Here is a 10,870-nt window from a genome sequence, read left to right as displayed (position 1 = left end):
AGGTTGGGGGACGGTTATGGAAGAATTGGAAAGAGTTTTCCATAAGGCCATGATTAATGTTTTCGAGCGGGCTAGGGACGAATGCAATTTTAAACCGACTTACTTTTTAAAGATGGTTACTGAACATGGTGGACTTGAGGCTGCAAAAAGGCTGATAGCATCAAGCAAACCCTCAGATGGGTTCACAAAATTATGGGAATTGAAGCGCCTGGATATTTCTGTTGAGGCGGTTGTTCTTAGCCCAGAATTTTCTGTACTCTTCACGGATGAAGAGAAGAATCAGGCGAGAATAAGGCTCAAATCGTATGGTTATACTCCAGCATAGGGGCTTCTTTAATGACCGATCCTCCCAAAAAGAAACCAAGTTCATGTGATAATAGTCCATTTCCTTCGGAGATATTCCCTGAAGAAATCTTCCCGCGCCGGATCTTTCCTTGGATGGGAGATGACGGTGATGAAAACGATGACGACGAAGATGCCTCTTAGTTAATCTGAGAGATAAGCTTTGCGGTTTCGCTTGGACTCGTTATCTCTTTTCGTAATCTAGCCATGAGCAAGAAAAGGACACCCATGAATTTCATTAATCAAGCGAGACCTGACAGTTAATGATTACGGTCAGCAAGCAGATCCAGAGCGCTGACGAGGCGATCTGTCGGAATATTGAATTGCTCGCTGACCAGCGGGCATTGCTCTCGCAGAACGTCCTCTCACAGCTCCGGAACCTAGTCGAGGGAGTTGCAGTCCGTCTCCACATGGGCTCACCCGATGCCGAATTCAACTACGCCGCGGTAGAACCGGCGCTCGCCTTCGTCAAGAGCAACGCAAGGTTTAACTTCCTCGGCAAGTTTCACAAACTGATTCAGAAAAGTGCTTCCCACTATACCCTGGACGGGGACGCTTCCGAGCGTTTGATGCTCAAGTACTACGAGTACCTGCACCGCATCCGCAGCTTGCTTCAAGACAACTGTGGGGTCGTAGTGCTGGCGAACCTCGAAGCCTTCCCGGTCGACCTCGATCCGTCGCTGAGGGAGTACCACGAGAAGATTGCCGCAAGAATTGGGGCGGTCCGTTCAACTCCGCCGGACAGCAGCACTCGGGATCGGTACTACATCCACAAAACGCGCCCATTCTTCGTCGGCGGCCGCATCTACTACGAGGTCACCTTCTACCGCGCCGTCAACAAGGTAAGCAAGTTCGACCGCATCATCGCCTTCACTAACATCGACATAACTGACAAGTACGCGGCCATGTTAACGCTCCAGCGGGACTCGATCGAAGTGCTTGGCCAGACGATGCCGATCACGATCATTCGTAAATGGGAGGTCTCGATCCGCCCGTGCGAGTTCAACAACTTCGCACGTCTTTTGGGCATCGCCTTGAGCGTGCAGACCAGCTCGACAGAATATCGTTACCTGATGCACGACCTGACAGCGGGCTCGGATAGCTTACTCGACCTACTTGATATGTCCGACAACAAGTACGTGGCGGTGAGAGCGGCAGGTACGGCTGGAGTCGCCAAGCCGCAGATCTTCCCCGTGCTGGATGAGGCGCGCCGCGTCGTGAGGTCAGGCGCTCCGGGTCAAAACGTCCTTCGATATCTCATGCTGCGGATGCACAACCAGATACTCAAGCCACAGTACTACCGGGACGGCTGTGACCGTCTTTCCGGGATGAAGCTTTGGTACGGCTGCATTCCGTTTGACACCATGCCGTTCTGTACATCGCTGACCGCACACAACCCCCGGTACTGGGATCTCGTCGAGAGCCTCGACGCGACCGCTCGGAACCACGAACTGCTCGCTCGACGCGTGATGAACAATGTGGAGCGTCACGGAATACTCTACACGCCCGTGGTCGACCTTGAGGAATTCGGCGACGTCAACGGCTTGATTTCCACTTACAACAACAAGCTCTACTACAAGCATACGGAGCGCCGGCTCGTGCTCGACAAGGGGCACGTCTTCATCTGCGGGTATGAGAACGACACTGTCTCCATCGTCGAGAAGCTTCAGGAGTACGCATTGTCCGGGATCGCTGGCTACACCCAAGCCGTCGAACGCTGGCTCGATGAAACACCTCGTGGCATCGACGACCCGGCGAAGAAGGATGCGCTCAAGCAGTTGTTCAGCCAGTCGCGAGTCGCTCTGATTTACGGGGCGGCTGGCACTGGCAAGTCAACGATGGTGAACCACATCGCGCACTACTTCAACGACAAGGAGAAGCTCTTCCTTGCGCACACCAACCCAGCTGTCGACAACCTTAAGCGTAAGGTAACCGCGCAGAACTCGGACTTCCGAACAATCAGCAGCCAGATCTACAGGAGAACCACCGATCCGGTTTACGACCTCCTCATCATCGACGAGTGCAGTACCGTGAGCAACGCAGACCTGATCCAGGTGCTGGAGAAGACTTCCTTCAGGCTGCTCGTACTCGTCGGTGACGTCTACCAGATCGAGTCGATCCAGTTCGGCAACTGGTTCGGAATCATTCGCTCATTCATCCCAAGCACATCAGTGTTCGAGCTGACGACGCCCTTCAGAACCAGGAACCAATCACTCTTGGCCTTCTGGAACAAGGTTCGAGCCATTGAAGACGACATCGCCGAGATGATGGCGCGGAACGGGTACTCGACCGTGCTCGACAAGACGCTGTTCGAACCCCAAGGGCAGGACGAGATTATCCTGTGCCTGAACTACGACGGCCTCTATGGCATCAACAACATCAACCGATTCCTGCAGAGCAGCAACCCCGGAACGGCGACCACCTGGCGCGAGTCCACGTACAAGATCGGCGACCCAGTCCTCTTCCACGAGACCGAGCGGTTCCGACCGGTGATCTACAACAACCTGAAGGGTCGAATCGTCGGCATCGAGCACGTCCCTGGACATATCCAGTTCGACGTCGAGCTCGATCGACCGCTCAGCGAGTTCGACGTCGTCGGTGATGAGCTCGAATGGATGGGTGGCTCGACTGTGCGCTTTTCCGTCTACGAGTACGACACCAGCGATGAGGACGACGACTCACTGAATACCACCGTGCCATTCCAGGTGGCCTACGCCGTGTCGATCCACAAAGCGCAGGGCCTCGAATATGACTCCGTCAAGATCGTAATCACCGATGCCAATGAAGAGGACATTACACACAACATCTTCTACACAGCCGTAACTCGGGCACGTGAGCGTCTGCGGATCTTCTGGACGCCCGAGACACAGCAGGGTGTTCTACAGCGCCTCCACCGCAGCGCCAACCCAAAGGACGTCGCTCTTCTCGCTAGCCGTCGTGGCCTTACGCCGGTCAGCGGATGAGTTAAAGGGACATCCACTTCCTAAGGGATAGCAATTGTCATTAACAGGACATGGCTGGCGTTAGGCTCACAAGGGAAAACCGGGACAGATATTAGATCTGTCCCGGTTTTCCCCAATGAATTGTGTAGCCCTGACTCTCTAGTCTTTCCCCTGACACCTGCCTTGCCCCCTATTACTTGCTGGTATTCCTGAAATTGCGCTTGAAGGGTAGTCAAAATGGATGAATTTGAAGACAGCTACAAGAACGCAGTAGAAGCGGGTCAGCGCAACCTAAAGGCAACTAAGTTGCTTAGCAATTGGTGTTTCCACGCCGAGTTCGTAAGGTCTCCTGGCAGGGGAATGATTGAAGCTGCAACTGGCCTTCCAATTGGACACATGGGCGTCCAATGCAAATTTTCCAAGAAAAATTCAATGTATTGTTGGTTGCTGGAAGATGCCGTTTATGACTTCTACCAGAATAACTGCAAGGGGTGTAAGGAGCGAGTTCCCGTTGGATTTCCCAATATTTTGGATTTTGTTGGCCCAAGGGAAAAAGCTGCCGAAAAGCGAAAGAGCGCGCGCGAAGAAGAAGAAAGGGGGAGAAAGCAGAAGCAGTTCGACAGACGGCAAGAAAGGGCAAAACTTCGATACGAACTTTCTCTGGGAGAAACCTTCGTTTTCGATCTGTTGGATGAGCTTGATCAGGAAAACATAGCAAGTGACGATCCGCGTCTGGAGCAACTTGCAAACCTTGCCCCTGAGACATTTACCAGAAGAGTGATCGAACACCTCTTGCCAGCAGTGTTGAACGAGTACTTGCCGTATTCTAAACATGCCGCGAAGGCTTTGCTTAGGGCACCGTTAGAACCAGAAGAAAAACTCTTGGTAGGAGTGCGGCTGATAAGTAATTATGAGAAATCTTCAGCAGCCATCGATGTGGTTCTATCACATGCGGAAAAGCTTTCTCGAAGCGACTTAACAAAGGTTCTACATCGCTTTGTGTCGATGGCTATAGGGCCGCCTCCCACAATGCATTTTGGAGGAAGCACTCAAACAAGTCTTGACGCTGCGCCAATCCACTCCCTCTTTGAGAAAATGCAAGTTGAGATTTGTGCGGAGGTCGACGAACTTTTAAGTGATTCGGACCCCAATAACATAGGGGCCGCCGTTGAGATCATACTCGCGACAGATAGTGACGAGCTGCTTTTAAGACATGCTAGAAGCATCTTCGCCAAATTGATGCGCAGAAAAACTCTGCTTCCGGGTGAGCGACGGGATAGCAGCGTGCTTTACTATCTTCGAGAAGCAGCCTCGAAGTGCCTAGGACGTTTTCCTGAGGAAACGGACAAAATTATCCAATCTTTCCTCGCTGACAACAATGATACAGGAAGAAAAGAAGCTCATGGAACCTATGACTCGGTGCTGAATCACCGGTATCGGGAAAAGGTACAGATAGGAACGGCACAAAGGATAGCATTTAGAAGATTGCTTTGGGCTGCTGTAGAACGCCCAGACAGCATGGATGATGCGGGACAGTTCTTCAGACATTCATGGGACGAGTTTGCTCAGCTCGCAGTTGAGCATTTTGATGATCTGATTGGCGCTGCTGCTACTCTTAGTGAAAAGTATGATCAGGTAGATGCTAAGCATCCTCTGGTACTGGCTGACAATGTGCTCGATCATATGGAGAGAAGTAACAAACGCACCGCCATTAACAGTTTGCAGGGTGCGCTAATCGAATGGGCTGCAGTCGGAGCAAAGTCCAAGGGACCAGAAGGAATTGGACAGTTCCTGGAACTTTATCGGAAATTGCCCGACGCTCAAACGCAAATGCGTGGGAACATGATCGCTCATGTGTCAAAATTGTTGACCGGGGTCGAGAGTCTAAAGCTAGTACTTTCTGATTGGTATCGTGCACTTATGGACGAAAGCACATTGGTTCGTGCCAGCGCTGTACAAGCATGGGAGGATGTACCATACGACTTGGTGAAAAACTTTCCCGATCTGTTCTTTGAAGCATTTTCCGTCTTGCTTATGGACCCATATGTCATGGTTCATAAGTCGGCCGTCCATTCTTTGAGACGTAGATCATTTCCTGAAGAAAAACGAAGCGTTATCAAGCACGGGCTCTGGAACCTGATTGTTTACTACTCTCAAGAAAGCAAGCAAGAGGACTTCGTTGTCGACTGTATTGATGCTTTTGCGTTTCTCTGCCTATCACCTGAAGAAAGAAAAGGGAAGCTCGGAGAGCTGCTCTCGGGTATCTTGTTCTGCTTGGAGGGAAGTGCCTTGTACCGTGCCGTTGATCGGCTGCACTACGGCTTTAAGACCGTTCCTGGATTCGTAAAGGTAGCTCTGAAGTCAATACAAGATGACTATACGCGCTCAATTTCTATCGACGATTGCGCGTCTGCGATCTTGAGTGCCCCACACAATGAGCTTCAATATTGTGTAGGCGACATCAGAAAGGCATTCGAAGCACTCAGACCATTCAAACCGGAAGACTTTGTGGAGGCTCTTCTTTATGCTGCCGCGTTGACCAAGGCAGGTAACCATGCAGCTGCAAACACTTGTTTCAGGGAGTTGATGGCAAGCATCCCAGCAGAGGACCGAAATGAGCATTGGCGAATTGAAGCCGCTTTGGTCGCGACGGCCTCCGAGATTGAACGCGCAATTGAAAACGGAGAGGATTTTGTTGAGTTGATCGAAGAATGGAGCAGCCTTCTGAATGAACTGGAGAAAGAGAATGAGGAACGAGCCAAACTTCGAGATTTTCCGTCGGGGTTTTTCTTCGAGGATTGAGGTTGCTGCAAGTCTTGCGGGGGCACTCAAGCCTTCGCCTGATGACTTTGAGCGCCTAAAAAAAGCTTGCCTGGAACTTGAGATAATAATCTCTGAGTTCGGCCAAGGTGACGTCGAGGATCAGTACCGCGCGTACCACACTGCTATTGCCATCTTTGTTCTCTTGGCTGAGTGGAAACATGCCATACGCAATGCGGAACCAGATGCTCAAAGGTTCTTGAGTTCGGCGAAACTAAAAGCATCAGAGGTTGACAAGTCTTTGAGCTTTGCTGCCGATGAACGACTGAACACGTTTCTGAGTCAAGTAGAAGCTCTCAAGAGCTTGGACGAATTGACCGCAATACAAGATCAGATGAAACGATGGACCTTGCCGCTTCTCTTGTTTGCCAATCTTCTTTATCGAGGTTTTGGAGGACTTCGTTTTTCTGGTTTTAACGGAAGTTCAGAAGAGGCCGAGAAACTCGAAACCACCGTAGCGTTCTTGAAGTTTGACATCGATGGAGAGCCGGCCAAGCACTGGAACTACCTTAAACCTGGGACGTCTTACGACCTTACAATAGAAGTCAGGGTTTCGAATTGGCCCAAGAGTGCGAGCGTCCTTTCGTTGACGCCTGTAACTATCGACATTCGCGAGCAGAACTGGTTGCCAAGTTTCAGGTTCGAAAAACCCGAGGGGGAAGGTCCGTTCATATTTACTGGCACCGGTCGAGCGGTTCTGGAGGTTGCTCATTCATTCGGCTCAAGACCATACGAGTTTCTTTACGCGGCGGAGTTCGACGACACGAGCAATTGCCGTGATGTTGCAATCGTAGGGCATCGGAGGCTGCTCTTGGAGGGAAGTGATGTTGCTTCAAACCCTTTGACTGGGTTTTCAAATGTTGATCGGCACCTCCTCAGTGTTCGCAACAAGTTGAGAACCTTCCCCGGCTTGCATTCAGATGATGTTGCAAACACAATGATAGTTCTTAGTGGGTTGGGCAACATCGCTGCGCAAGCTCTGAAAGGAGGCTTGTTCGAGACTGGTACGTCAGAGTCGCAATTCCAAAACAAAGCCACTGAGATGCTCCGGAACCGGAGCGATATTGGTGAGCACTTGCAAGGTCACCCTGAAGCAGCAGGCGGGATCACAGATCTCACATTTCGGGACATCCCAATCGAATTGAAAGTCGAGAACAGCAAGGTTCTGTTTCCGAAGGACTTCTCTAAATTCTTCGATCAAACCGCTGCATATGCAATCGGGCTGGGGAAGCGAATTGGTGTGTTGTCCGTACTCGAAGCCTCACCGAAATCTGCACCCGTCGGAGTCGTAGAAAATGATATTGAGGTCTTTGTTCATAAGACCGGCCAGTCCTCAATTTCAATTGTCGTGGTTGTTGTCCGGGGCGGCTTTCCTAAACCTAGTTCTTACTCCAGGTGAATCGATAATCCGGGGACCATGAATTACTCGAGAGCTGCAGATTTCTGAAGGAATTATTCCCAACCCTTATAAGGCCCCCGTTAGCTCTTCAAAGAATAAACGACACGAGGATTGAGGATTTGGTCTTCCTGTATATCGATGCATGGTTGCATATATGATTTCCCGTTAAGGCATTTGAAAACATAACATACCTGACCATTCGCGTCTTCACCCTTAATAATTTTTGTGATGGTGCTGATCGAGTATTCATTGTCGGGATTGTCGCATCGCCTGCTTTGCAGGCTAATCGTGATTTTTTCTGCTTGGGCAGCTGATTCAATAGCTTCGAACATATCCTCCAACTGTGCAAAGATCCATCTGTCGCAATATGACATTCCGTCATCATCCAGCTTATGATGGACGTCAACATGGAATAATTTGAGATTCAGACCCAGTTCCACGAACGGGTATCTTCTCACATCCTCTTCGCCAAAAAGACCATTGAGATAGTCCGATTTCACTTCCCAGCTTTCCCTTGTCCGTATATACATCCCTGCCTCACAACTCTACTTTTTATGTGACATATTACCCATCAATTCTACTTCTAGTGTGATGTATACCACATAAAACGTAGAATTCTAAGCCAATTATCGTCTTTTAACACGGTTTTCTCCTGGTCCAAATAAATGGATAGTACAGCCCAGGAGGCGCCATGAAAACAACCAAACAATTGCTGGGGTTGAGAATTAAGGAAATTCGAAAAACAAGTGGCATGTCTCAGGAAGAGTTAGCGGAAAAGGTAGGAATTGATCCGAAGCATCTCAGCAGAATCGAAGTTGGTAAAGGTTATCCTTCTCTCGACACCTTGGAAAGCATCGCCACAGCATTGAATCAAGACATCAGATTATTTTTTGATTACTCGCACCTTGAAGAACGCGATTTGGTCGACAAGAGGATTTTTGAACTGATTGAACATGCTGATCTCAATCAGAAAAGAACTATTCTGCGCGTGTTAATTGCTCTTTTGGTTTAAGCTCAATTTTACTAAGCAATGAAATTATTTAGACACCCATTATTTACAACGTATAATCAAAATGCATGTATCGTAAGAGCACTTTTAGACACCCATTAACCTAGCCCATATAAAGTTCGAGCCGATAAAGGAAGCGGGGCTGGAGGATGAAATCCGCGTCATGGCAGAACGGGCCGGACTCACGGTGAGTCGGGTCATGCAGGTGGACGCATCGCGCCGGAGCCAGCATTCCAATGCCTATTTTACCGGCATCGGCCGGGTGAAGCGGATTGTCCTCTATGACACCCTCATCCGGCAGATGACCCACCAGGAGATCCTGGCGGTGCTCGCCCACGAGATCGGTCACTGGAAGAAGGGGCACCTCTGGAAGCAGCTGGTGATGACCGAGGTGGGGGCACTCCTGGCCTGTTTCGCGGCGTGGTGGCTGCTGGGCTGGGGCGGACTTCCCGGCCTCATCGGCCTGCAGGGGGGCTCCTTCGCGGCCCAGTTGACAATCCTCGCTTTTCTCGGCTCAATGCTCGCATTTCCCTTCACCCCCTTCTCCAGCTGGCTCTCCCGCCGCCACGAACGGGAGGCGGACCGTTACGCCACGGAGCTCTCCGGCCATCCCGAGGCGCTCGCCTCCGCCCTTATCAAGCTGTCCGCGGAAAACCTCGCCAATCTCCACCCCCATCCCCTCTTCGCCTGGTTCTACTATTCCCATCCTCCGGTTGTGGAGCGGGTGAAGCGGTTGCAGGCGTCTGCCGATTATCAACGTCAATCCGCATAATCCCGCAAACGGTGAACAAGCTGTACGTATTCTGGCTGTATGATGACGCAATAAGGAGCGAGGACCACGCCTCCGGCTCTTTTTCTGGCGTTTTTGCGTCTTTGCGTCGATTGATGTCAGTCAGAGGGGGTCAGATGGCCTTGCGCCAGGCGAGCCGCTGTTCCAGCCAGCGGGAGAGGCTGGTGAAGGCATAGCAGAGGAAGAAGTAGAGCACCGCGATGAAGATGAATATCTCGGTCGGGTAGGCCATGGTCCGGTTGTTGACCTGGGTGGCGACGTGGGTCAGTTCGGAAACCCCGACGATGAAGGCGAGGGAGGTGTCCTTGATGAGGGAGACGAACTGGTTGACGAAGGAGGGGATCATGTTGCGCAGCCCCTGGGGAAGCACGATGTAGAGCATCACCTGCCAGTGCTTCAGACCGGTGGAGATGGCCGCTTCGGTCTGCCCCGGTGGTATCCCCTCGATGCCGGCACGGACGATCTGGGACATGTAGGCGGAGGTGAAGAGGGTGAGCCCCATGATGACGGTCTGGCTTTCCGGTACGGTGCGCCCCATGAGGGCAGGGAGGAGGAAGTACATCCAGAAGATGACCATGAGCAGCGGCAGGCCGCGAACTGCGTTGATGAACAGGTTGACGGGATAGCTGATGAACGGGTTGCGGACCAGGCTCAAAAGTCCCAGTACAAGGCCGCCGAAAAAGGAGAGGATGCAGGACACCACGGCCAGATAGATGGTGAGTCCCAGACCACCGAGCGGCCCGTGGGGGAACCGGCCGATCATGAAATAGGTGAAATTGTCCGTGATGACCTGAAAATTGAAGATTGCGTCCATGTCACACCGCCCGGCTCGGGTTCAGGACCCGCTTGTCGTAGAGATGGACCAGTGCCGTAATGCTTGTGGAAAGCACCAGGTAGACGATGGTTGCCGCAGTGAACGCCTCGAACCCCTTGAACGTGTAACTCTCCACCTGGCGGGCCTGGTAGGTGAGTTCCATGACGCCGATGGTCATGGCCAGGGACGAGTTCTTTGCCAGGTTGAGGAACTGGTTCACGAGTGGGGGAACGGTAATCCGGACCGCCTGGGGGAGGATGATGTACTGCATGGAACGGAGGTACGAGAAACCGGCACTGCGGGCCGCCTCCATCTGCTCCTTGGGGATGGAAAGGACGCCGGAGCGGATATCCTCGGCGATGAAGGCCGAGGTGTAGATGGTGAGCGCGATGACGGCGGCGGCGAATTCGAAATTCGTGCTGTTCAGCCAGTCGTTGACCGCCTGGGGGAGGATCTTGTAGGAGCCGAAGTACCAGAAGAATATCTGCACGAGGAGCGGGGTATTCCTGAAGAACTCCAGGTATGCCAGGGCGAACCAGCGCACCGGCCGGAAGTGGCTCATGCGCATCACCGCGATGAGGAGTCCGACGATGAACGCCAGGATGATCCCGACCACGGAGAGCTTGAGGGTGACCATGAAGCCGGACACCAGCCATTCGAAATATTTGCCGGACGTGACGACCGACCAGTCGAACTGATACGTGAGCAAGGAAACCTCTGACTCTGGGCACTAGGCTCTGGGCACGGTGATTAC

The 10,870-nt window shown here is 51.9% G+C and carries 9 protein-coding genes; 6 read left to right on the top strand and 3 right to left on the bottom strand.

The features are described from left to right. Positions 1-16 precede the first annotated feature (16 nt). From KI810_RS00595 to KI810_RS00580, 4 genes are all read left to right on the top strand, one after another. On the top strand, positions 17-325 hold the full coding sequence (locus tag KI810_RS00595; protein ID WP_214173550.1) for a hypothetical protein: 309 nt from the start codon (positions 17-19) through the stop codon (positions 323-325). Between the two features lie 280 nt (positions 326-605). Then, positions 606-3,305 carry an ATP-dependent DNA helicase gene (locus KI810_RS00590; protein ID WP_214173549.1) on the top strand — a complete coding sequence of 900 codons (2,700 nt, stop codon included), beginning with the start codon at positions 606-608 and terminating at the stop codon, positions 3,303-3,305. Between the two features lie 216 nt (positions 3,306-3,521). Then, entirely contained in the window at positions 3,522-6,086 is a 2,565-nt protein-coding gene (locus KI810_RS00585; RefSeq protein ID WP_214173548.1) for a hypothetical protein, read from the top strand. Beyond that, complete coding sequence (locus tag KI810_RS00580) at positions 6,013-7,503, top strand: hypothetical protein (RefSeq protein ID WP_214173547.1); 1,491 nt, start codon at positions 6,013-6,015, stop codon at positions 7,501-7,503. The genes KI810_RS00585 and KI810_RS00580 overlap by 74 nt, the downstream gene beginning before the upstream one ends. Positions 7,504-7,583: 80 nt before the next feature. Here KI810_RS00580 and KI810_RS00575 read toward each other — a convergent pair whose 3' ends face one another. Beyond that, a complete protein-coding gene (locus tag KI810_RS00575; RefSeq protein WP_214173546.1) occupies positions 7,584-7,943 on the bottom strand; it encodes a hypothetical protein in 360 nt (119 codons plus the stop codon). 251 nt (positions 7,944-8,194) lie between these two features. Here KI810_RS00575 and KI810_RS00570 point away from each other — a divergent pair, with 251 nt between their 5' ends. Next, on the top strand, positions 8,195-8,515 hold the full coding sequence (locus KI810_RS00570; RefSeq protein ID WP_214173545.1) for a helix-turn-helix domain-containing protein: 321 nt from the start codon (positions 8,195-8,197) through the stop codon (positions 8,513-8,515). Positions 8,516-8,609: 94 nt separating this feature from the next. Then, on the top strand, positions 8,610-9,284 hold the full coding sequence (locus tag KI810_RS00565; protein ID WP_425513891.1) for a M48 family metallopeptidase: 675 nt from the start codon (positions 8,610-8,612) through the stop codon (positions 9,282-9,284). A gap of 130 nt (positions 9,285-9,414) precedes the next feature. Here KI810_RS00565 and KI810_RS00560 read toward each other — a convergent pair whose 3' ends face one another. Both KI810_RS00560 and KI810_RS00555 read right to left on the bottom strand, forming a co-directional pair. After that, complete coding sequence (locus KI810_RS00560) at positions 9,415-10,116, bottom strand: amino acid ABC transporter permease (RefSeq protein WP_214173543.1); 702 nt, start codon at positions 10,114-10,116, stop codon at positions 9,415-9,417. A 1-nt stretch (position 10,117) separates the two neighbouring features. Beyond that, a complete protein-coding gene (locus KI810_RS00555; protein WP_214173542.1) occupies positions 10,118-10,825 on the bottom strand; it encodes an amino acid ABC transporter permease in 708 nt (235 codons plus the stop codon). Between the last annotated feature and the right edge of the window lie 45 nt (positions 10,826-10,870).

Source organism: Geomobilimonas luticola, from assembly GCF_018476905.1.
GTDB lineage: Bacteria > Desulfobacterota > Desulfuromonadia > Geobacterales > Geobacteraceae > Geomobilimonas > Geomobilimonas luticola.
This window is presented reverse-complemented; position numbering and strand designations above follow the sequence as displayed.

Coding starts and splice junctions, on each gene's coding strand:
- KI810_RS00595 (WP_214173550.1), top strand. CDS start 17: ATGGAAGAATTGGAAAGAGTTTTCCATAAGGCCATGATTAATGTTTTC.
- KI810_RS00590 (WP_214173549.1), top strand. CDS start 606: ATGATTACGGTCAGCAAGCAGATCCAGAGCGCTGACGAGGCGATCTGT.
- KI810_RS00585 (WP_214173548.1), top strand. CDS start 3,522: ATGGATGAATTTGAAGACAGCTACAAGAACGCAGTAGAAGCGGGTCAG.
- KI810_RS00580 (WP_214173547.1), top strand. CDS start 6,013: ATGAACTGGAGAAAGAGAATGAGGAACGAGCCAAACTTCGAGATTTTC.
- KI810_RS00570 (WP_214173545.1), top strand. CDS start 8,195: ATGAAAACAACCAAACAATTGCTGGGGTTGAGAATTAAGGAAATTCGA.
- KI810_RS00560 (WP_214173543.1), bottom strand. CDS start 10,116: ATGGACGCAATCTTCAATTTTCAGGTCATCACGGACAATTTCACCTAT.